Origin of the sequence: Floridaenema fluviatile BLCC-F154 (assembly GCF_041929135.1) — a bacterium.
Taxonomy (GTDB): Bacteria; Cyanobacteriota; Cyanobacteriia; order Cyanobacteriales; family Aerosakkonemataceae; genus Floridanema; species Floridanema fluviatile.
On record NZ_JBHFNS010000057.1, the window covers coordinates 63,165 to 83,245 of the forward strand.

Here is a 20,081-nt window from a genome sequence, read left to right on the forward strand (position 1 = left end):
AGAATTATTGCAGAAGTGAGGAGAATGGGGAAAAGGGAAAAATTTTTTCAGTTTTAGGTTTGAAAATTTTGCAGTTTGAATTCTCCGCTTCTTTGCTCCCCTGCCCTCCTACCTAGCTGCTTCTGGAGTTACCCTGCTTTATCCGCCTGCGGCGAAGGAGGCCATAATCAGTATTGAAAGTAAAAGCCCCGGAGTGAGGAGTAACAACAACATTCCTAAATCATGTAGATTCATAGAAAGTTCTCCTAAATTGTGGTATGTTCTTTAGATTAAATCAAAAATTAAAAATATGGAGCAAATATTAATCTGGGCTATTTTGGGATATGCTTTGGTTGTCGGAGTCGGCGGTGTTTTTGGCTACCTGAAAGCCAAAAGTACCAAGTCTCTTCTGGCAGGTTTAATTAGCGGTTTAATTCTATTGGTTGCTTGGTTTGTAGCAATAAAAACTCCAATAGCGGGTTTAGGAGTAGCAACTTTAATGGCAGCAGTTTTGTTAGTAGTTTTTATTACTAGGTTTTTTCGCACTCGGAAATTTATGCCTGCGGGAATGATGATGTTGCTAAATCTAGTAGCGATGATGGTATTTTTGGCTGGTTGGTTGAATTTAGTTTAGCTGCTCAGAAATTAAGTGACTGTTACATATTGAGAACTGTGTATATTTGATGGTTCAGAATGTAACTGATGCGCTTTATACTGACGTGCTATATTAACTGTTTTGGGTAAAACTCCAATTAGCTGAGATAAGATATCGTCTGCTATTGAGTTAATTGCTTCAGTACCGAAATACTTCTCTAACATTACTAGAATCCTGTAAGCCCGTTGTAAGGGAACAGAAGTTTCCATTGCTTTTTGAGTAAAACGGAACCATTTTTGTCTGATGGTAAAAGCCTTTTGCCGTTCTGCGAAAGATTCTGGGTGAATTAAGGTGACATTACCGATCGCAATCACTCGATTACAGTCTACATCACAAACTCCACCAACGGCGGCTCCTGGCCCAGCAAATTCTGCGTGATGTCGCTTACAAAGTATTAATCCTCCTCGACAATGACTATCAATTTTCAGTATTTGTCCGCTATTTAATTGGGTCAAAACTTGTTTAGAGTTGACGGTAAGTTGTGGTAAAAGAGATTGTTGTAACATCTCGACCCCTGGAACTCTGTATTCTTACTATGAATCTTTTAGTTCAGGAATTCAGTGATGTTAGAAAGCTTCTATTAGTGACCGTGAAAACTCTTACAAGTGACGGTAAACTTGTACAACAGTGATTTTATATAACTGACAAGAGTGATAATACTCTTATTTGTAGGTGATATAGATCACAAGTGTGATTTAAGAAGATTTTAATCGATGATTCTTAGTAATCCATGTCGGATGCCGTAAAGCAATCTGTTGATTAAAATTTGCTCTGGTTCCGTCAAGGTATCATCTAATAAGGCGGATCTAATTTGATAGCGATCGCTAACAGTTATCTTACCAGAAGCCATGATTTGCCCACAGAGATTTTCGATCGGGACAGAATGCCAAAAGTATGAAGATTTCATTGTCTTGCACCAAACGAAGTTTTTTAAGTAAAGTTAAGTAATGATTAACCTTTTTGCTATTCTTCTAGTTTGATAACAAGTTACCCGGAAAACTGTGATAATTCCCTAACTATTTTGTGACTCAAATCATTGACAAAAAAAAGTAGGAGCAGGGGAGCAAGGAAGCAGGGAAGCAGGGGAGAAAGTTTACCATTTTGTAAGGGCGGGTTTTGCGGTTAATTATTCTGCTATGACTACAGAGTTTTCTAATAAACTCGCCCTTACCAACTCAAAAGTTTGTTGAAGCTTTCTCGTTCGGAGTTAAGATGATTAATTGCTGTTTGAGGAGCGATCGCACTTGCTCTAAACTCAAATCAATCCCCGTTAAAATCTCAGACAAAGTTTGCTGTTTCTCAGTATTATTATCGCAAGCTTGCAAAAATTGGAATTCAGATTCGGTGAGATTAACTATCTGATAATCATAGTTAAACAGACATTTACTAGGCCATCCATCCATACAGGGATTGCGTTCGGGAATTGCGGCTAATAAATTAGCATCGGAAGACCAATCGAATTTAGTTAAAGGTGGGCGGGCTAAGAAAAATTCGTAATGCGTGAAACTTTGGGGATCTAATAATTCAGCTAAGCGGTAACGTTGGCGATCGTTTAAAGTTTCTGCCCTAGCCATTAATTCAGGACTTTTACCTAACAATCTTTCTAATTCCCAAGTTTTTGGATTAGAAAAACCGACAAATTCTAAGCCAGAAGCATCGATTAAGTCAAAGAGAGTTTCGACATTGTAATCAATTTCTTGGGGATGAACATACATATCAGCGAAACATTCATCTTGCTGATTTTCCATTGACCAACGTTCTTTTTCTCGCTGTACAAGTCGATTATCTGTGGGTAAGGAATTAAAGATTTGCCGACCGACTTGGACACCATCGCGGTAATCGCCGATTTTGTTACCTTGGAGGAGAGCGATCGCTTTTTGCATTAATTGAATTTCCCAGCGACCTAATTCCCCGTAAACAAAAATATGAAATAATCCACCGGGAGCTAATTTAGCAGCTAAAGATTGAATTCCCCGTTTGGGATCGGGTAAATGGTGGAGAACTCCCACACAATTAATTAAATCGAACTCACCAGAAAGTTGTTCGGCATCATAAAGACTTAGGTGATGAAACTCTACGCGATTAGCGCCAGAACGTTGACAGCGTTCCTTAGCGACAGCTAAAGCACCTGGACTGAGATCGATCGCCGTTACCTCAGCTTCAGGATTCAAATGAACCAAATACTCAGTGCCTACACCTGTACCACATCCAGCATCTAAAATCCGAATATTTTGCTTGGCTGGCTTGCTTCCGGTACAAAAGTTATAAGCCGCTAACCAATTCCAGCGCCAATTGTATCCTGGTGGCGGATTATCCAGTAACGGTTCTGGGGGAAAAGGATAAGTATCGTAAAGGCGTTGAACAGCAGAACTAATTTCTTGGTTGGTCATTGGTCAGACGATTTTAGATTTTAGATTTTAGTAACAAAACTTATCTTTTTTCTCAGATAACGTATCAAGATAAAGTATGATGTGTGGGCAACAGTCGAATATAGTTGTACACACTTCTTAATAAATGAGTGTGACAAGCACGAAACATTCTAATCTAAAGACTGGGTTGATTAACTCCGAACAGTCTTGATAGCATGATTTCCCTCTTTCGGAGTAGGTAATGGTGATGATTCTCTAATGATGGCAGAAGAATTAACCAGAGAACCCTAACTTACGAAAGAGGAAAAAAATCAAAGATTGTTATGGAGTAAGGGCAAAGCCTTCTAAATTAGGAAACTTTGACCCAGATCAGGCGTACCCAGTCGGGTTTAACAAAGGGTAGAAGAAACTATAGGGAGCTTTTGAGATCCAATGAGTGTTAAAGCAAGTGGTGGAAGCTCAGTTGCACGTCCGCAGCTTTACCAAACCCTGCCAGTGGCAACGATATCCCAAGCGGAACAACAAGACCGCTTTTTAGAACGTGGCGAACTGAACGAACTAGCTAGTTACTTCAGTTCTGGCAGCAAACGGTTAGAAATTGCTCAAACCTTAACCAAAAATTCGGAAATCATCGTATCCAGAGCAGCCAACCGGATATTTATTGGTGGTTCACCAATGGCATTCTTGGAAAAGCCCCAAGAAGAACCAGTAATGACAATGGCTGGCACTAACTTGGATACAAGAGAATCCATGAAACTTGGAACCGCCACCTTCGTAGAAAGCAGTGGCGGTTTCTTGGAAGGAATCAGATCGTTATTTTCCGCTTCCAGTGGCGGGCCAAGTCCCACCGGATTTCGTCCGATTAACGTAGCTCGGTATGGGCCTGGGAACATGACTAAATCCTTAAGAGATTTGTCATGGTTCTTACGTTATCTGACTTATGCGATCGTCGCAGGCGATCCCAACATTATCGCAGTCAACACCAGAGGACTGCGGGAAATCATCGAAAATGCTTGCTCTGGCGAAGCAACAATCGTAGCCTTGCAGGAAATGAAAGCAGCCGCATTAGGCTATTTCCGGCAAGATGAAGTAGGGACAACCACAGTCAGCGAATACTTTGACGTACTGATTTCGGAATTTAAAGCTCCCACACCTTCCGACAAGTTACGGCAACGTCCTTCAGGAGATCAGCAAGGGTTACAACTGCCACAAATTTACTTTTTAAGCGCCGAACGCCGACCCAAGTTTGTCATGAAGCCAGGACTTTCTGCCAAAGAAAAGCAGGAAGTAGTGAAAGCAGCATACAGACAGGTATTTGAGCGGGATATTATCCGTGCTTACTCACTGGGGATTTCCGACTTAGAATCGAAGGTGAAAAATGGCGATATTTCCATGAAGGAATTTATTCGCCGTTTGGCTAAGTCTCCTTTATATCGGAAGAATTTTTATCAGCCATATATCAACAGTCGGGCATTAGAATTAGCTTTCCGACACATTTTAGGTAGAGGGCCATCTTCACGGGAAGAGGTGCAAAAATATTTTGCTCTAGTTTCCGAAAAAGGCTTACCCGGATTAGTTGATGCCCTAGTAGACTCCCAAGAATACGCCGACTACTTTGGTGAAGAAACTGTACCTTACCTCCGTGGACTAGGACAAGAAGCCCAAGAATGTCGCAACTGGGGACCACAACAAGATTTATTCAACTACAGTGCCCCCTTCCGCAAAATCCCCCAATTCCTAACTACTTTTGCGGCTTACAACCGTCCATTACCAGACCAACATCCTTATGGTTCTGGCAATGACCCATTAGAAATTCAATTTGGGGCAATTTTCCCCAAAGAAACCAGAAATCCCAGCGCCAGCCCAGCACCATTCGGTAAGGATACCAGACGGATTTTAATTCGTTGCGGTGCTGGAATTGAAAACCAATTAAGCAACCCAGCTACAAGGGGTAAAGCACCTGGAACTCTGGGGCCAAAAGTCTTCAAGCTCGACCAAATCCCCAGTTTTACTGGTTTAGGTGGCAAAAGAGGTAAAACAAGCCAAGGTGTTAGCGTTAAGTTCTCGGAAAGTTCGACTCAAGCGTTAATTCGAGCTTGTTACTTACAAGTATTCGGGCGCGATGTCTACGAGGGACAACGCCTGACTGTCCAAGAAATCAAGCTGGAAAATGGCGAAATTACGGTTCGGGAATTTATTCGGGCTTTAGCGAAATCCGATTTATTCCGTAAGCTGTATTGGACACCTTTGTACGTTTGTAAAGCTGTTGAATACATCCATCGCCGTTTGTTGGGTAGACCTACTTACGGTCGTCAGGAGAACAACAAGTATTTCGATATTTGCTCGAAGAAAGGTTTGTACGGTTTAATCGACGCTTTAATTGATTCGGTTGAATACAACGAGGCTTTCGGAGAAGACACTGTTCCTTACGAACGCTACATTACTCCGGCTGGTTTATCATTGCGGAGTTTGCGAGTTAGCAGCATTGCTGACACGGGAGCTAAGGTTGTTCAGGAGGAGACTCCGAGATTTGTGGAACTGGGTGCGGTTTCGGATATGCGAACCGAGCCGGATGTACAATTCCGCATTAACCAAGGTGTTTCCAAGAAACGCGATCAAACTAAGGTCTTCAAGCTCACGGGTAATGAGGATAAGCAGGCTGTTGCTAATGTCATCAGAGCAGCTTATCGACAAATCTTCGAGCGTGATGTTGAGCCTTACATCATCAAGAATCAATTTACGGTTTGGGAAACTCAACTGAGCAATGGTGATATTAACCTGAAGGAGTTTATTACGGCTTTAGGTGAGTCCCAACTTTATATTAAGGAGTTCTATGCTCCTTATCCGAATACTAAGGTGATTGAACTAGGAACTAAACATTTCTTAGGTCGCGCACCGTTAGACCAAGCAGAAATTCGCAAATACAACCAAATTCTGGCAACTGGTGGGATTAAAGCATTTGTAAATGCGATGACCAACAGTGCGGAATATGCAGCTGCCTTTGGTGAGGATACGGTACCTTACAATCGCTATTTGACTTTACCTGCGGCGAATTTCCCGAATTCTCAAAGGTTGTATAACCAACTCACTAAACAGAATAAAGATTTGGTTGTACCAAGCTTTACTCCAGTGAAGGCGAAGATGGATAACACCAAGATGCCGCTGATGAGTAAGGCGATGAGCGACATAGAAAAACAAGCAAGGGAAATGGATAAATCTAAACCCTTGTTTATTGAGTTGGGTCGCTCGTTCAACAATGGTGCTGGACAATCTGTAGAAGTCGGTGTTGGTACTACTCGCCGGAAGCCGGCGCGGATTTACCGGATGAACCCTGGTATGACTCAGGCGGAGACGGCTTTGGTGCTGAACGCTATTTACTGTCAAGTAATGGATGTATTCAGCGGTCAAGTGCCTGCGGAGTTCCGTCGCTCAGACTTAGAAAGTAAGTTGCGGAATGGCGAAATTTCTGTCCGGGAGTTTATCCGTGCTTTGGCTGGTTCGGAAATTTACCGTCGGCGCTTCTACACTCCTTATCCAAATACTAAGGTGATTGAGTTCTTGTTCCGGCATTTGTTGGGACGTGCTCCGGCAACTCAAGCGGAAATTCGGCAATACAACCAAATTCTGGCTTCTTCTGGCTTGAAGGCGGCTGTTGAGGCGATGATTGAGAGCATTGAATATGCTCAGTATTTTGGTGAGGATGTGGTGCCTTATAATCGCTTCCCGTCTTTGCCTGCTGGTAACTATTTAGGTAGTGTGAAAGCGGCTACTGATTTGGTGAAAACTCCTTGGTCGAGCTTGTCACCTTCTTATTTGGGTGGTCGAGTCTAAAAGGCTCCCAGGCGGAAGGGAAAGGGGAAAAGGTGAGAAGGAAAATTTAATTCCCCTTAGTCCCTTGTCCCTCTACCCGTTTTTTGTACTCGAAATCGCCTTATCTCCGGTTGGGGATAGGGCATTTCCTGTTGTTTATTAGTGATTTGGTTATTAACAAAAATATTTATGTTGTTGCTTGATTGCCAGATTAAGGCTGAAGCCCAACAACCTACCTAAAATTTAAGTAATTAATAACTATTGACAAATGGTCGATGATGATTAACTAGTGACAAATGTTGCGATAAAAGTTACAAAAATCGGGTGAAACTGGCAATCATGAGGAAAATTATTAAAAACTATTACAAGAAGCATCAGAATGTGAATGCAATGTCGCAAAATATTTGCGGAAGGTTGCTGAGTCTGAAATCAGGTATACTTTGCTTTATCTGAGAAAAGATTGAAGTTTACTAAACCTGCTTCTCAGAATAGACTTATCTAAGCTGTGGAGTTTGAGGTTTAGGTCAAAAGTCACTCAGCTACTCGGTTGCCAACGCCAGTTTCTTTAATCCTGGTTAGATAATCTTTTTTTTGGAGGATTCCGTTAATGAGTATCGTCACGAAATCCATCGTGAATGCTGATGCTGAGGCCCGCTATCTCAGCCCTGGTGAATTAGATCGGATCAAGAGCTTTGTAACAAGCGGCGAACGTCGTCTTCGCATTGCTCAAACTCTGAGTGATTCTCGCGAACGTATTGTTAAACAAGCTGGCGACCAACTGTTCCAAAAGCGTCCTGATGTTGTTTCTCCTGGTGGCAATGCCTACGGTGAAGAAATGACTGCTACTTGCCTGCGTGACTTGGATTACTACCTCCGTCTAGTTACCTACGGAATCGTAGCTGGTGATGTAACTCCGATCGAAGAAATCGGTTTGGTTGGTGTTCGTGAAATGTACAACTCTTTGGGTACCCCAATTCCGGCGGTAGCTGAAGGTGTTCGTGCAATGAAGAGTGTTGCTACTTCCATGCTGTCTGCTGAAGATGCTGGTGAAGCTGGCTCCTACTTCGATTACGTAATTGGTGCTATGCAGTAGGACTTGGTTCTACTCTCAGCATTTCCCAAATTAGGATTTCTCTCGTTAGGTGACTTGAAGGAAGCAAACAAATGCAAGACGCGATTACATCTGTTATTAACTCCTCTGACGTTCAAGGTAAGTACTTAGATACTGGTGCTTTGGAAAAGCTGAAGAGCTACTTCCAAACTGGCGAATTGCGGGTACGTGCTGCTAGCGCCATCAGTGCTAATGCAGCTGCCATTGTTAAAGAAGCAGTAGCTAAGTCGTTGTTGTACTCTGATGTCACTCGTCCAGGTGGCAATATGTACACCACTCGTCGCTATGCTGCTTGCATCCGCGACTTGGATTACTACCTCCGTTATTCCACTTATGCTATGTTGGCTGGCGACCCCTCCATTTTGGATGAGCGCGTTCTCAATGGTTTGAAGGAAACCTACAATTCTTTGGGTGTTCCAGTTCCTCAAACTGTACAAGCTATCCAAGCTATGAAGGAAGTTACAGCTGGCTTGGTTGGTGCTGATGCTGGTAAAGAAATGGGTGTTTACTTCGACTACATCTGCTCTGGCTTGAGCTAATAGATTACTCAGAAGCCATTGAAGACGAAGGTTTAGGTTGAATCACTCTGTCTTCTATGTAAGCATGGTCTGGGAGGTCAGGAGTCAATGCTAGGGCGTTAAAGACTTGTCTTAACTGATTGATGAGTTTTGACGGCTAGTATTTACTCTTGAGTCCCAGACCTTGGTTTATGAAGACCCATAAGTTTGTTTCCGAAAGTAGGAGAATCAAAAGTCATGCGGATGTTTAAGATTACTGCCTGTGTTCCTAGCCAAACTAGAATTCGTACTCAGAGAGAATTGCAAAATACCTATTTCACTAAACTGGTGCCCTACGACAACTGGTTTCGTGAACAACAAAGAATTATGAAGATGGGTGGCAAAATCCTCAAGGTTGAATTGGCAACTGGGAAGCAAGGCGCAAATACAGGTTTGCTGTAATTTTCAAAAAAGGCTTGACAAAAATTTCCTTAAAGCTAGCTACTTGTACAAGGTAATAGCAATTTTTCCGTTATGCCGTCTTTCATCTGTTGGCTTTTAGTCATAAGATGAAAGACGGCAAAGTTTTAATGTTGGTAAAGTGAAGCTAAGCCTATTAATTCCGTTTTTAGATAATTCTGTAGAAGATTGGGCGATTACGGCTCGATTGCTGCGCTGGTTGACTTTCCTATGGCTATTTATCGGATTGGTGATTTTATTTTCGGCTTCTTATTCGATCGCTGATGCCGATCGTGGGGATGGATTATACTACTTTAAGCGACAAATCGCTTGGGTGTTGGTGGGCTTGGTGGTGTTTAATTTGGTTGTCCACTCGCCGTTGCGTTATATTGTAGCGATCGCTGATTGGGTAGTGTTGCTACTTTTGTTACTAATTTTAGCGACGATTATTCCGGGGGTAGGAACGACTATTAATGGGGCGACTCGCTGGTTGGTGATTGGTGGAATTCCGATTCAACCATCAGAATTGATTAAGCCTTTTTTAGTGCTCCAAAGTGCTAGAGTTTTCGGGAAGTGGGAACAGCTAAATTTAAGAGTTCGCCTGACTTGGCTGTGTATTTTTGCTTTTGTACTTTTGGGGATTTTGTTACAACCTAATTTAAGTACAACGGCGTTTTGTGGGATGACGATTTGGCTGATTGCTTTGGCTGCGGGGTTGCCATATCTTCAATTGGGGGGAACTGCTTTAGGTGGATTTCTGTTAGCTGTGCTGAGTATTAGTTTGCGGGAATATCAGCAAAAACGGGTGACGATGTTTTTGAATCCTTGGGCCGATCCTTTGGGTGATGGTTATCAGTTGGTACAAAGTTTGTTGGCGATTGGTTCTGGGGGGATGTGGGGAACTGGGTTTGGTTTGTCGCAGCAAAAGTTATTTTATTTACCAATTCAATATACGGATTTTATTTTTGCGGTTTATGCGGAAGAGTTTGGTTTTATTGGTTGTTTAGTGTTGTTTGGATTTTTGTTTGTTTATGGAACTTTGGCGTTAATTGTGGCGCAAAGGGCGCAAAGGGTGGTGCATCGATTGGTGGCGATCGGGGCGATGATTTTAATGGTAGGTCAATCTTTAATGAATATTGGTGTGGCGACGGGGGCTTTACCTACTACGGGTTTACCTTTTCCTTTGTTTAGTTATGGTGGTAATTCGATGATTGCCAGTTTGTTAGCGGCTGGTTTATTAATTCGGGTTGCCAGAGAAAGTAATGAAGCCAAGGTTGTATCTTTGGCGGAACGCCGTCGTTCTCAAAAGGTTGAAGGGACAGAGGTGCAGAGGAGTTCTAGGGAAAGGGGAAAAATAGTTTCGTTGAATCGATCGAATTTTAAATCTAAATCTTAGGTAGGGAACTGGTGATTGGGGACTAGGGACTGGAGTTTTTCGGAGCGGATTTGGGAACAGGTGCAATATGTCAGTTTAAAATTATCCAGTGCCTAGCCCTTAATTCCTAATCTCTAATCTAAAGAGGATTGCAACGAATTTCTACTAAAAAACCATCGGGATCGTAGAAGTAAATTCCTCTACCAGTGGGACGAGTTACTGGGCCATGATCTATTTGGATTTGATGTTGTTTTAAAACTTCGACTGCGGTATCAAATAATTGGGGGTCGATGTCGAAAGCTAAATGATTGGCGCGAGTAAATTGTTGTGTGGGGTCAGGGTTTGGTGGGGTAAGTTCTGGTTCCCAAAATAAGTCTAAAATTGTCCCGTCGGGAGTAACAAAATTAGCAACTTTTCCCTTGGCAACTAAGTCAACTAAGGTTTCGGGAACTTCATCGCCTGTGAGTTCGTGAAGTCCCAGGATGTTGCCGTAAAAATGACGGGATGCTTGCATATTTTTGACGTTTAAAGCGATGTGATGAACTCGCCGCAGGCTACCTGGAACTAAAGCTGTTTTCTGAGATTGGGGAGTTGTTTGCATGATGGGGGATAAGGGGGGTAGTGCGATCGCAGAAATTTGCCTAACTTCTTAATAGGTTGATTCTATTTTATCAGCAAAATCAGCAACTACTTTGACAAATTCAGCGGTTGATTCATAAGGTAAAACATTTCGACCGGAAGTAAAAACAGTTTCGCCTTTAAGTAGATGTTTTAAATAAGCTTGACTGCGCTGTTCTGGAGTTTCTTGAACACCAGATTTACTAATGCTGGAAGCTTTTTCTCCTAAAACTACAAGAGTTTGTTGGTTCATTTTATTAATTGCTGGTTCATACCCTGCCTGCCAAAACCTGGCTAAAAATGCAAAAACTGCATGGCGACTTGCCATATCTTTTGCACCTAAAGTTAACATATTTAACCATTCAGTATCCACCTGTTTTTCTTCTGCAAATAACTGACGGGTTGAGAAAGATTTTAAGAATTTTTCACCTCTAGCATAACGATAAAAAGCATTACCTAAAGGAGAATCTAGCAAATTCCAAGTTAATTTTTGCTGCCAAGTTTTGGCTTTTTTGGTGACTACAGGCCAAGCTGGGGGGCCAGATAATACAATTCCTTTGATTAAATGGGATATACTGGGTTTTTGCAGGAGTTCAATTGCTACCGCAAACAAGGCACCTTGCACTACTAAAATTACAGGTCTTTTCACAACATTCTGTAAAAACTCTTGCAACTGTTCCGCCCAATCATTAGGGGTATAAGCTACATGAGGCATATCGCTTTCTCCACATCCTAATAAATCTGGATTATAAATTGAATTTTCTCTCCCTGTTTGATACCATTTTTCATAAAATCTCTGCCAAAAGTGCCGAGATAATCCTACACCAATGGGATGAATTAATAACAAGGCAATCTTTTGATTGTTATCTGCGTTTGTTGGTGTATGAACTTCGTAGGCGCAACGGTACTTTTTCCAAGTGTAAAATTGTGTAGGCGAGGATTTAAAGTTGCGGGAATTAGTAGGAGAGACTGGTATCATGGTTACTTTGCCTTAAAACTACTTTTGTTAATTAAAATATAATATATAGCAGTGCTACTTGAGTTGAGTAAGATAGTTTTTTATTGAACCGCAAAGACGCGAAGGACGCGAAGAAAGAGAAGAAAGAGAAGAAAGAGAAGAAAGAGAAGAAAGAGAAGAAAGAGAAAATAGTGTCATTTATTTAGAATGGCGACAAACTTCAGGAATAAAGTAAAATAGAAATATTCTGTTAAGTTACAATAAGCTGTTACGCATTTAAATCACTTATTAACGAGTAGGGTGCGTCAGACGGTAAAGCCTATGTAGAAAGGAAAATATCTAAATCTGACGCACCCTACAATATGACTTTTAAATGCGTAACAGCTTACAGTTAGTCAAAGCTTGCCATTAGCGATCGCCTTATGTGGGAAACAGTACAAACATACCTTTATCAACTAGGACAATATGCCGATAATCTCGTGCAAACTCAACTTTTACAACTTAGTTGGTTGAGTGTGGCGATTATTTTTATTGCTGGGTTACTCACGAGTTTAACACCTTGTATGCTTTCAATGTTGCCGATTACTATTGGTTATATTGGTGGTTATGAAGCTAAAAGTCGGTTACAGGCTGCGGCGCAATCAACTTGGTTTTCTTTGGGATTAGCTACTACATTAGCCGGATTGGGAATTGTTGCCGCTTTTGTTGGTCAAGTATACGGTAAAGTTGGCATTGGTTTACCAATTATTGTCAGTATTATTGCCATTATTATGGGGTTGAATTTATTAGAAGCTTTGCCTTTGCGCTTTCCTTCTTTTAGTGGTATAGATTTGATTTCTCAAGATTTGCCTCATGGGGTACGTTCTTATTTATTAGGGTTGACTTTTGGTTTGGTTGCTTCTCCTTGTAGTACTCCCGTTTTAGCTACTTTGTTAGCTTGGGTGGCTGGTAGTAAAGATGTAATTTTAGGGGGAATTTTGTTACTATCTTACACGGCTGGATATGTAACACCTTTAATTTTGGCGGGAACTTTTACTGCGTCTATTAAGAAGTTTTTGGAATTGCGTCGCTGGTCTAGTTGGATTAATCCGGTTAGTGGGGCTTTGTTAGTAGGTTTTGGGGTGTTTTCTCTGTTGTCTCGGATTCCGGGGGTAATTTGGTAGGTCAATTGTGGGATAATTTTAGATAGCAGTTCTAGATGATGGGTGAAGTTTAATTTTTTTGAACCACTCCAGATGCAGAGGACGCAGAAAAGGAGTTTCAAGAGGTTAAGTTCACAAATTAGTTAGGGCTGCTATCTTAGGTGAATCTAAAATCGAAAATTGAAAATCTAAAATCGAATGACTGTTACTAATTCTGAATCTCCATTTAATAAGATTAACAAGTTTTTCCGGGGTGAGTTATTGCCTTTGTTGGCGGATTTGCGGTTGGCGATTTTGTTGCTGTTGGCGATCGCACTTTTCAGCATCAGCGGTACAGTAATCGAACAAGGTCAATCTGTTGCATTTTATCAATCTAATTATCCCGAACATCCGGCTTTATTTGGCTTTCTCACTTGGAAAGTTATCCTAATTATCGGCTTAGATCATGTATATCGAACTTGGTGGTTTTTATCACTGTTAATTTTATTTGGTTCTAGTCTCACTGCTTGTACTTTTACTAGGCAATTTCCGGCATTGAAAGCAGCGAGAAATTGGAAATTTTATCAGCAACCTCGGCAATTTGAAAAGTTGGCTCTGAGTGCTGAATTAGAAACAAGTTCTTTAAATTCTTTATTACCAGAATTACAAAAACGTAGTTATCTCATCTTTCAGGAAGGCAATTCTTTATATGCGCGAAAAGGTATAGCTGGACGAATTGGCCCGATTATCGTTCATGCTAGTATGTTGATAATTTTAGCAGGGTCTATTTGGGGAGGAATTACGGGATTTGTTGCCCAAGAAATGATTCCCAGCGGACAAACTTTTCAGGTGAGAAATATTGTAGATGCTGGGCCTTTAGGAGCGGCACAAGTTCCAAGAAATTGGGGAGTTAAAGTTAACCGTTTTTGGATTGATTACACTCCAGAAGGCGGAATTGACCAATTTTATTCTGATTTATCAGTTGTAGATAAGCAAGGTAAAGAAGTCGATCGCCAAACCATTTACGTCAACAAACCTCTCCGCTATCAAGGCGTAACTTTCTATCAAACAGATTGGGGAATTTCTGCCGTTAAATTTCAGTTTAACAACAGTCCAGTTTTCCAATTACCAATGGCGCAATTAGACACCAATGGTAAAGGCAGAATTTGGGGAACTTGGATTCCCACAAAACCTGATTTAAGTGAAGGTGTTTCCTTAATTACTAAAGATTTGCAGGGAACTTTATTAATTTATGATGTCACGGGCAAATTAGTATCAACCGTTCGTACTGGAATGACTGCGGAAGTCAACGGAGTCAAATTAAAAATTTTAGAAGTTATCGGTAGTACCGGATTACAAATTAAAGCAGATCCAGGTATTCCCATTGTTTACGCTGGCTTTGGTTTGCTCATGTTAGGCGTAATCATGAGTTATATTTCTCACTCGCAAATTTGGGCTTTAGAAACAGATGGCAAGCTGTATTTTGGTGGTAGAACCAATCGTGCTCAAGTCGCTTTTGAAAGAGAAATTATTGAAGTTTTACAGCAATTGAAAACTTCTTCTTCCCAAACAAACACGGCAGAAAGTTTGGTTTAGTCGGAATTAGCAACTGTTAAACTTGATAATAACTTGAGTAACAAAAAGTGTAATAGCTGCTGTTCTTTGTCATCTAAAACTGAAAGTAACTGACGTTGATTTTCTAGGTATTTGGGAATAATTTCATCCACTAATTCTTGTCCGGTTGATGTTAGTTGTACTAGCCAGCGTCGTCTATCTCCGGGTACAGCTTGACGTTTGACTAAACCTCTTTCTTCCAAGCGATCGACTCGATTAGTGATCGAAGCGGGAGTGACTAACACAAATTGAGCAAGTTCCGTTAAAGTTATCCCTTCAGCTGGTGCAGAACATCGCAGGGTAGTCAGCAATCCGAATGTAGCAGCATTCAAATCGTATTTAGTGAAGAGTTTTTCCGCGATTTTTTCCTCTTCCAAGGCGGTACGGCGAATCGCTAAAACAGTTACCATTGAACTAGGATCTATATCAGGTCGCGTTTTTTGCCAATCCCGTTGCACCTGTGCCAAAATCTCTACATTATTCATTGCTGCATTCACTCAGTTGTGCCTACAACTTATTTTAAAATCTAAATATCTACAAACTAAGTATAAGCTCAGTTAAGTAAAAAAATACTAATTTTCGATTTTTTAGCTAGTTTGTTGCGCTTCAGCGCCTTTATTTGGCGCTGAAGCGCACTACGTACTTTTTTATTTTGTCTGATTAAATTAAGGATGACGTTGATGGCGTACCTCAATTACTGTATGCACATTTCCTCTGGGTGCAAAGTCTCCTTTAACAGTTGCTTCTAAGGGGTCGCAAGCGGCAACGAAATCATCTAAAATTTGATTAATCGATTCTTCATGGGAAATGTAGCGATCGCGAAAACTATTAATATAAAGCTTCAAAGATTTCAACTCCACAACCTTTTCATTAGGGACATAATTCAAGTGAATTGTGGCAAAATCCGGGTAGCCAGAAAACGGACACTTACAAGTAAACTCAGGCAAACTAATATTAATATCGTAACGTCTACCAATCCGCGGATTAGGGAAAGTAATTAACTGTCCTGACGCAATCAAACGTTCGCCATACTTCATTTCTGAACTTGGTTCTAATTCAGAATTCTGCTGATTAAAAGATTGAGTTGTCATAACTAAATTACTACTTAAAAACCTCTTTGATCCTCTTCCCAATCAGGGCAACTTTCGCCTTCACAACCGTAAGGGTGCATCCCACAAACTAACAGATTACCACCATAAAGTTGACCATGAAAATGACGGCAACCAATACAAGCAGGATGAAAATCTGCCGAAGGTTCTACCCAATCAGTTATGGGCCAATCACTTTCAAAATGAATCTCATCAAAATCTAAAAAAGTGGGTTCAAATATGTCACTAAAAAACTGCTCAAACTCAACATTAATATTACTTTGCCATTGAGTGACGAACTCTTCTGGATTTTTGGCAAAGGCATCAAAAGCTTCCGCAAAAGCTTCTGATGCTTCTGATACAGCTTCGGAAACTTCTTCCAAAACTTCATCAAGAAATTTTTCTACTTCATCAACCATTGCTTCTAACATAGCGAACCAGTTTTTTTGCCAATCTTCCATAATTCTTAAGCCGAGCTTGCTACAAAAATAAATTTTTGGGGCAAGCTGAGAAACTTGATAATTTAAACTCAATGATACACAATTATTTTGAGTTATTCTTGCTTAAGACGACGTAACTCTTCTTGTAGCTGCATTACTTGTTCTTGCAGATTATTCACATTCTGCCCTTCTGCCTTCACAGGGAGATCTTCATCTGAGGAAATTTCGATCGGGCGCGGTTCACCACGAGGTTGATCTCGATCGGTAGAATTAATTGGTTGCTGTTGTTGGGCGCGGTTTACCATTTCATCTACTAAACGTTTGGCTTCCTCTGTAGTAATTTCGCCCTTCGCCACCATTTCATCTGCCAACTTCTGAGCTTGTACTCTTAATTCTGCTAATTTTTCATTTGCTGACTGAGCGGCAGAAGCAGCTACCCCAACTCCCAGGTAAAACGCTTTCTTAACCAGATCCCCTAAACCAGCCATAATTACCGAGTCTTCTCAAAAAAAGGGCGACCCGGAGTTTACGCCTATCACAAGCATCTCGTATTGCTGCTACCTTCCGGTCCTGACAAGATTTGAGCGTTGTAATCGCATAAGTCCAGGTCTGATTTAATAATAGCACGTTTGGGGAAGTTTTGAGTTGTGGGTTGTGATTTGAGACTGGGGAGGCGGGGAGGTGGGAGAAGTTTCAGATATAGTTAAATTTTTCCCCCCTGCCCCCCTGCCCCTACTGAGTTACCAACTGTTGCTTCTCAGTGGCAGTTCCTTGGGTGCCGAGTTGAATGAGTTCGACTTTGTAACCGTTGGGGTCTTGCACAAAAGCGATCACGGTGGAACCATGTTTCATTGGGCCTGGTTCGCGGACTACTTTGCCACCTTGGGCTTTAATTTGCTCGCAAGTAGCGTAAATGTCATCGACTCCGATCGCAATATGCCCATAAGCATCACCCAAATTGTATTGCTCAGTACCCCAGTTGTAAGTTAATTCCAAAACTGTGTGATCGGACTCGTCACCGTAACCGACAAAAGCCAAAGTAAACTTACCATCAGGATAATCTTTCTGGCGTAACAACTGCATTCCCAAAACTTCGGTGTAAAATTTTAGCGATTCTTCCAGATTGCCAACGCGCAACATTGTGTGTAGCAGGCGCATGATTAACTCCTAATCTATTTACTTGCGGGCTTCGATTTTCGATTTTAGATTTTCACTGGAATTTTTTCATCTCTCCTGTCTCAGGTAGCACTCTGTACTTAAGCAGAAAAGAAGAAACTAAGTGCTGACAAACCAAAGGAGAAAATTATTCTCTGTGCAACCTGATTCAAAGTATGCTAAACGAGCAGGCGATTTGGTTTAAATTTAGGTTTACTGTAGGTTTGCGTCTTCTGTTGCGCTGCTACTTAGTATGAGCCATTTGCCCTAGCTGCGATTCAGGTTAAGTGAAGTCATGACTAACACATTAGATACTGCTATTGATTTTATCCAAGCACGGGAAATCTTAGATTCACGGGGAAAACCGACAGTTGAAGCCGAAGTTTACCTAGCGAATGGCATTATGGGATTGGCACAAGTTCCTAGTGGTGCTTCTACGGGAACTTTTGAAGCCCACGAACTGCGGGATAGAGATCAAAGTCGTTATGGTGGGAAAGGAGTTCTAACAGCGGTAGAAAATGTTAGAGAGAAAATAGCGCCGAAATTATTTGGTTTAGATGCGGTGAATCAAGAATTTATCGATCGCACCATGATCGATTTAGACAGTTCCCCAAATAAATCTAACTTAGGAGCTAATGCAATTTTAGCCGTTTCTTTGGCAGTAGCAAAGGCAAGTGCTGCGGCATTAACTTTACCTTTATATCGTTATTTAGGTGGGCCTTTAGCTAATTTACTTCCAGTGCCTTTAATGAATGTAATTAATGGTGGGGCTCATGCGGCGAACAATGTAGATTTTCAAGAGTTTATGATTGTTCCCATTGGAGCAGATTCCTTTCGGGAAGCATTGCGTTGGGGTGCAGAAGTATTCGCGGCTTTAAGTGCAGTTTTGCAAGATAAAGGTTTGTTGACTGGTGTAGGTGATGAAGGCGGTTTTGCTCCTAATTTAAAGTCTAATGTCGAGGCTTTAGAATTACTGGTTGCAGCGATAGAAAAAGCGGGATATAAACCAGGAGAAGAAATAGCTTTGGCTTTGGATGTAGCTGCTAGCGAATTTTACAAAAATGGTCAATATGTTTACGATGGTGCTGCTCATTCTGCTGCGGAATTAGTTGATTATTTATCACAAATGGTAGCGCAATATCCGATCGTTTCCATTGAGGATGGATTGCACGAAGAAGATTGGCCTAATTGGACTTTACTCACCCAAAAATTAGGGTCAAAAGTGCAATTAGTTGGTGATGATTTATTTGTAACTAATGCCAATCGATTAAAGAAAGGGATAGCAGCAAAAGCTGGTAATGCAATTTTGATTAAGTTAAATCAAATTGGTTCTTTGACGGAAACTTTGGAAACGATCGATTTAGCAAATCGTAATGGTTATCGTTGTGTAATTAGTCATCGTTCAGGAGAAACTGAAGATACGACGATCGCAGATTTAGCAGTAGCCACGAGAGCCGGACAAATTAAAACAGGTTCCCTTTGTCGCAGTGAACGAGTTGCTAAATACAATCGATTATTACGAATTGAAGAAGAGTTAGGCAGTCAAGCAGTTTACGCTGGCGCAGTCGGTTTTGGGCCCAGGTAGAAGGCAGAGGGCAGAAGTCAGAAGGCAGAAGGCAGAAGATAAAAATTCTCCTTGTCTCCCCTGCCCCCCTGCCCCTCTGCCCCTCTGCCCCTCTGCCCCTCTGCCCCCCTGCCCCCCTGCCCCCCTGCCCCCCCTGCCCCCTACTCTCTAGGGATAGAAAGATAACTGAGGTAAACCCAAGGTTTCTTCCCAGCCCATCATGATATTGAGGCACTGAATAGCTTGTCCGGCTTGTCCTTTCATTAAATTATCGATCGCAGACATGACAATTACTCGCCCGGTGCGGGAATCGACTTCCAAACCGATATAACAAAGATTAGTACCACAAGCCCATTTAGTTTGGGGATAAGTACCGCTGGGCAGAACTTTCACCCAAGGGGCATTGCGATAAAAGGCGTTGTAAATGGTAATTAAATCTTTGTGTTGTAGTCCGGGATCGCGCATTGAGGCGTAGACTGTGGCTAGGATACCCCGTACCATTGGAATTAGGTGAGGTGTAAATTGAACAGTAATATCATGTCCGGCTAAATCGCTGCAAATTTGTTCAATTTCGGGGGTATGGCGGTGGCGGGCGACTCCGTAAGCGCCTAGAGAACTATCTGCTTCGGCTAACAACATATTAACTTTTGCTTGTCTTCCACCACCGGAAGTCCCAGATTTAGCATCAATAATAGCGGTTTCTGGCAAAATTAACCCTTGTTTGAACAGGGGAGCTAAGGCTAAGAGGCTAGCTGTTGGGTAGCAACCGGGACAGCCGATTAGTTGGGCTTGGGCGATGCGATCGCGATATAGTTCCGGTAAGCCATAAACCGTTGTCGAGGCGATTTCTCGATCTTGGCGATCGCCACCATACCAAGATGTATAAGTACTAAGATCGAAAAAACGGTAATCTGCTGAAAGATCGAGTACCTTGCATCCCTTTGCCAATAAGGGTGGAGCCATTTGATAAGCTAACCCATTGGGCAAAGAAAGAAACACCACCTGACAATGAGCCGCAATTTTATCTAAATCGATCGACTCTATCTTCAAATCTACGAATGGACTCAAATGTGGGTATAAATCTGAAAAAGGTTTCCCGGCGCTACTTTCACCGCCCAGATAAACTATCTCTACCCCTGGATGCTCCATTAGGAGTCTCATTAACTGCACACCACCGTAACCTGATGCGCCGACAATACCAACGGGCACGCGCCCCATATTACCCATGATCCTTGACCTTTGTACGTTTTATTTTAATCAGGTACAAC

20 protein-coding genes and 1 other RNA gene are annotated in these 20,081 nt (G+C 41.7%); 9 read left to right on the forward strand and 12 right to left on the reverse strand.

Annotation, left to right across the window (positions count from 1 at the left end; genetic code table 11):
• Positions 1-289: 289 nt before the first annotated feature.
• Entirely contained in the window at positions 290-613 is a 324-nt protein-coding gene (locus ACE1B6_RS13925; protein ID WP_413257839.1) for a TMEM14 family protein, read from the forward strand.
• A gap of 11 nt (positions 614-624) precedes the next feature.
• Here the strand turns inward: ACE1B6_RS13925 and ACE1B6_RS13930 are convergent, their stop codons facing one another.
• The 3 genes from ACE1B6_RS13930 to ACE1B6_RS13940 all read right to left on the reverse strand — a co-directional run bounded on the left by ACE1B6_RS13930 (position 625) and on the right by ACE1B6_RS13940 (position 3,024).
• Positions 625-1,140, reverse strand: coding sequence for a hypothetical protein (locus ACE1B6_RS13930; protein ID WP_413257840.1), 516 nt, complete (start codon positions 1,138-1,140; stop codon positions 625-627).
• 200 nt (positions 1,141-1,340) lie between these two features.
• The gene (locus ACE1B6_RS13935; RefSeq protein WP_413257841.1) at positions 1,341-1,541 is read right to left on the reverse strand and encodes a hypothetical protein; all 201 of its coding nucleotides are present in this window, start codon (positions 1,539-1,541) and stop codon (positions 1,341-1,343) included.
• 268 nt (positions 1,542-1,809) lie between these two features.
• The gene (locus ACE1B6_RS13940; RefSeq protein ID WP_413257842.1) at positions 1,810-3,024 is read right to left on the reverse strand and encodes a class I SAM-dependent methyltransferase; all 1,215 of its coding nucleotides are present in this window, start codon (positions 3,022-3,024) and stop codon (positions 1,810-1,812) included.
• Positions 3,025-3,435: 411 nt separating this feature from the next.
• On the opposite strand from ACE1B6_RS13940, the gene ACE1B6_RS13945 reads away from it, so the two are divergent.
• From ACE1B6_RS13945 to ACE1B6_RS13970, 5 genes are all read left to right on the forward strand, one after another.
• Positions 3,436-6,834: a phycobilisome rod-core linker polypeptide gene (locus tag ACE1B6_RS13945; protein WP_459563026.1), complete on the forward strand. Its 3,399-nt coding sequence runs from the start codon at positions 3,436-3,438 to the stop codon at positions 6,832-6,834.
• Between the two features lie 586 nt (positions 6,835-7,420).
• Complete coding sequence (gene apcA / locus ACE1B6_RS13955; protein ID WP_413257843.1) at positions 7,421-7,906, forward strand: allophycocyanin subunit alpha; 486 nt, start codon at positions 7,421-7,423, stop codon at positions 7,904-7,906.
• Positions 7,907-7,977: 71 nt separating this feature from the next.
• Positions 7,978-8,463, forward strand: a complete 486-nt coding sequence (gene apcB, locus ACE1B6_RS13960; RefSeq protein WP_413257844.1) for an allophycocyanin subunit beta — start codon at positions 7,978-7,980, stop codon at positions 8,461-8,463.
• A 216-nt stretch (positions 8,464-8,679) separates the two neighbouring features.
• Positions 8,680-8,883, forward strand: coding sequence for a phycobilisome linker polypeptide (locus ACE1B6_RS13965; RefSeq protein ID WP_073595487.1), 204 nt, complete (start codon positions 8,680-8,682; stop codon positions 8,881-8,883).
• A 139-nt stretch (positions 8,884-9,022) separates the two neighbouring features.
• On the forward strand, positions 9,023-10,276 hold the full coding sequence (locus ACE1B6_RS13970) for an FtsW/RodA/SpoVE family cell cycle protein (protein ID WP_413257845.1): 1,254 nt from the start codon (positions 9,023-9,025) through the stop codon (positions 10,274-10,276).
• 118 nt (positions 10,277-10,394) lie between these two features.
• On the opposite strand, the gene ACE1B6_RS13975 is transcribed toward ACE1B6_RS13970, so the two are convergent.
• The gene (locus tag ACE1B6_RS13975) at positions 10,395-10,856 is read right to left on the reverse strand and encodes a VOC family protein (protein WP_413257846.1); all 462 of its coding nucleotides are present in this window, start codon (positions 10,854-10,856) and stop codon (positions 10,395-10,397) included.
• 48 nt (positions 10,857-10,904) lie between these two features.
• Positions 10,905-11,852: an alpha/beta fold hydrolase gene (locus ACE1B6_RS13980; protein WP_413257847.1), complete on the reverse strand. Its 948-nt coding sequence runs from the start codon at positions 11,850-11,852 to the stop codon at positions 10,905-10,907.
• Between the two features lie 401 nt (positions 11,853-12,253).
• Between ACE1B6_RS13980 and ACE1B6_RS13985 the strand changes: the two genes are divergently transcribed.
• Together ACE1B6_RS13985 and ACE1B6_RS13990 are read left to right on the forward strand one after the other, a co-directional pair.
• Positions 12,254-12,994: a cytochrome c biogenesis protein CcdA gene (locus ACE1B6_RS13985; protein WP_413257848.1), complete on the forward strand. Its 741-nt coding sequence runs from the start codon at positions 12,254-12,256 to the stop codon at positions 12,992-12,994.
• A gap of 177 nt (positions 12,995-13,171) precedes the next feature.
• On the forward strand, positions 13,172-14,548 hold the full coding sequence (locus ACE1B6_RS13990; RefSeq protein ID WP_413257849.1) for a cytochrome c biogenesis protein: 1,377 nt from the start codon (positions 13,172-13,174) through the stop codon (positions 14,546-14,548).
• Here the strand turns inward: ACE1B6_RS13990 and ACE1B6_RS13995 are convergent.
• The 6 genes from ACE1B6_RS13995 to gloA all read right to left on the reverse strand — a co-directional run bounded on the left by ACE1B6_RS13995 (position 14,545) and on the right by gloA (position 17,252).
• Positions 14,545-15,051 (reverse strand): MarR family winged helix-turn-helix transcriptional regulator, encoded by a 507-nt coding sequence (locus ACE1B6_RS13995; protein WP_413257850.1) that lies wholly within the window; start codon positions 15,049-15,051, stop codon positions 14,545-14,547. The genes ACE1B6_RS13990 and ACE1B6_RS13995 overlap by 4 nt on opposite strands.
• Before the next feature lie 180 nt (positions 15,052-15,231).
• A complete protein-coding gene (gene queF / locus ACE1B6_RS14000; protein ID WP_413257851.1) occupies positions 15,232-15,657 on the reverse strand; it encodes a preQ(1) synthase in 426 nt (141 codons plus the stop codon).
• 14 nt (positions 15,658-15,671) lie between these two features.
• On the reverse strand, positions 15,672-16,115 hold the full coding sequence (locus ACE1B6_RS14005) for a hypothetical protein (protein WP_413257852.1): 444 nt from the start codon (positions 16,113-16,115) through the stop codon (positions 15,672-15,674).
• Between the two features lie 92 nt (positions 16,116-16,207).
• Positions 16,208-16,582, reverse strand: coding sequence for a phasin family protein (locus tag ACE1B6_RS14010; RefSeq protein WP_413257853.1), 375 nt, complete (start codon positions 16,580-16,582; stop codon positions 16,208-16,210).
• Between the two features lie 25 nt (positions 16,583-16,607).
• An RNA gene (ffs, locus tag ACE1B6_RS14015) (signal recognition particle sRNA small type) lies at positions 16,608-16,704 on the reverse strand.
• A 122-nt stretch (positions 16,705-16,826) separates the two neighbouring features.
• Complete coding sequence (gene gloA / locus ACE1B6_RS14020; RefSeq protein ID WP_413257854.1) at positions 16,827-17,252, reverse strand: lactoylglutathione lyase; 426 nt, start codon at positions 17,250-17,252, stop codon at positions 16,827-16,829.
• 292 nt (positions 17,253-17,544) lie between these two features.
• On the opposite strand from gloA, the gene eno reads away from it, so the two are divergent.
• Entirely contained in the window at positions 17,545-18,834 is a 1,290-nt protein-coding gene (eno, locus tag ACE1B6_RS14025; protein ID WP_413257855.1) for a phosphopyruvate hydratase, read from the forward strand.
• A gap of 147 nt (positions 18,835-18,981) precedes the next feature.
• On the opposite strand, the gene argC is transcribed toward eno, so the two are convergent.
• Positions 18,982-20,040, reverse strand: a complete 1,059-nt coding sequence (gene argC, locus ACE1B6_RS14030) for an N-acetyl-gamma-glutamyl-phosphate reductase (RefSeq protein WP_413257856.1) — start codon at positions 20,038-20,040, stop codon at positions 18,982-18,984.
• Between the last annotated feature and the right edge of the window lie 41 nt (positions 20,041-20,081).

Excerpts from the sequence above, each read along its gene's own strand:
- ACE1B6_RS13925 (WP_413257839.1), top strand. The coding sequence starts at position 290 with ATGGAGCAAATATTAATCTGGGCTATTTTGGGATATGCTTTGGTTGTC.
- ACE1B6_RS13930 (WP_413257840.1), bottom strand. The coding sequence starts at position 1,140 with ATGTTACAACAATCTCTTTTACCACAACTTACCGTCAACTCTAAACAA.
- ACE1B6_RS13935 (WP_413257841.1), bottom strand. The coding sequence starts at position 1,541 with ATGAAATCTTCATACTTTTGGCATTCTGTCCCGATCGAAAATCTCTGT.
- ACE1B6_RS13940 (WP_413257842.1), bottom strand. The coding sequence starts at position 3,024 with ATGACCAACCAAGAAATTAGTTCTGCTGTTCAACGCCTTTACGATACT.
- ACE1B6_RS13945 (WP_459563026.1), top strand. The coding sequence starts at position 3,436 with ATGAGTGTTAAAGCAAGTGGTGGAAGCTCAGTTGCACGTCCGCAGCTT.
- apcA (WP_413257843.1), top strand. The coding sequence starts at position 7,421 with ATGAGTATCGTCACGAAATCCATCGTGAATGCTGATGCTGAGGCCCGC.
- apcB (WP_413257844.1), top strand. The coding sequence starts at position 7,978 with ATGCAAGACGCGATTACATCTGTTATTAACTCCTCTGACGTTCAAGGT.
- ACE1B6_RS13965 (WP_073595487.1), top strand. The coding sequence starts at position 8,680 with ATGCGGATGTTTAAGATTACTGCCTGTGTTCCTAGCCAAACTAGAATT.
- ACE1B6_RS13975 (WP_413257846.1), bottom strand. The coding sequence starts at position 10,856 with ATGCAAACAACTCCCCAATCTCAGAAAACAGCTTTAGTTCCAGGTAGC.
- ACE1B6_RS13980 (WP_413257847.1), bottom strand. The coding sequence starts at position 11,852 with ATGATACCAGTCTCTCCTACTAATTCCCGCAACTTTAAATCCTCGCCT.
- ACE1B6_RS13985 (WP_413257848.1), top strand. The coding sequence starts at position 12,254 with ATGTGGGAAACAGTACAAACATACCTTTATCAACTAGGACAATATGCC.
- ACE1B6_RS13990 (WP_413257849.1), top strand. The coding sequence starts at position 13,172 with ATGACTGTTACTAATTCTGAATCTCCATTTAATAAGATTAACAAGTTT.
- ACE1B6_RS13995 (WP_413257850.1), bottom strand. The coding sequence starts at position 15,051 with ATGAATAATGTAGAGATTTTGGCACAGGTGCAACGGGATTGGCAAAAA.
- queF (WP_413257851.1), bottom strand. The coding sequence starts at position 15,657 with ATGACAACTCAATCTTTTAATCAGCAGAATTCTGAATTAGAACCAAGT.
- ACE1B6_RS14005 (WP_413257852.1), bottom strand. The coding sequence starts at position 16,115 with ATGGAAGATTGGCAAAAAAACTGGTTCGCTATGTTAGAAGCAATGGTT.
- ACE1B6_RS14010 (WP_413257853.1), bottom strand. The coding sequence starts at position 16,582 with ATGGCTGGTTTAGGGGATCTGGTTAAGAAAGCGTTTTACCTGGGAGTT.
- gloA (WP_413257854.1), bottom strand. The coding sequence starts at position 17,252 with ATGCGCCTGCTACACACAATGTTGCGCGTTGGCAATCTGGAAGAATCG.
- eno (WP_413257855.1), top strand. The coding sequence starts at position 17,545 with ATGACTAACACATTAGATACTGCTATTGATTTTATCCAAGCACGGGAA.
- argC (WP_413257856.1), bottom strand. The coding sequence starts at position 20,040 with ATGGGTAATATGGGGCGCGTGCCCGTTGGTATTGTCGGCGCATCAGGT.